General features: G+C 47.2%; 1 pseudogene. It reads left to right on the top strand.

From position 1 onward, the window contains the following. Positions 1-701 (top strand): annotated as a pseudogene (locus AC3WTJ_RS37925) (S-layer homology domain-containing protein); the annotation flags it as partial.

Below are 701 nucleotides of genomic sequence, written 5' to 3' on the forward strand. Positions count from 1 at the left end.
GGCGAATACACCGCGACATTGTCCGGCCTGGATGCCGACAGCCTTGGAACGGCAACAGCGAAGTTCACAGGTGAAAACGAAGTCCTGCAAAAAATTGACTTTGTAACTGCCAATGACACGATCGCTAGCGCGAGCAGCGTTATTGTTAAAGCAAAAGCAACGAACCAATATGGTGAAAATGCGTCGTTCTCCGCGGGTAACTATAATGGCTATGTCACAGGTGCAACCCTGAAGAAAATCTCCAAAGATGCGGACGGTAACCTGTTGGTAACACTGGACACTTCCGTTGGGATTACGCCAAACGTATCCATTGCTTCGATCACATTGATGTCGACAGACAGCAGCCACGTGACGGCAACGAAGAACTATAAAGTCGGCACAGCGCCAATTTTCAGCAAATTGGAACTGGGCACAGCGCGTTACTCCAATGGTAAAACCGCGCTTGCCGGCAAAGGCGAGAATGTAAAATACGATCTGAACATCTATGACCAATATGGCAGCTTGATGCCGTATGATGCGAATGAAGCTGGCCTGCAAAAACCAAACACATCCCTGATCTTTAGCGATTACCTGGGTGTGGAAGGCACGGATTATTCGTACACGATTGACGACAATGGCAACAACGTAGCCGAGTTGAAATTATCCTTGAATAAAGATATTGATAAAGCCGGAGACTTTAACTTTACGGTGTTAAACCAAGC

The sequence above is a fragment of the Paenibacillus sp. FW101-FHT12H11 genome (genome assembly GCF_058790355.1).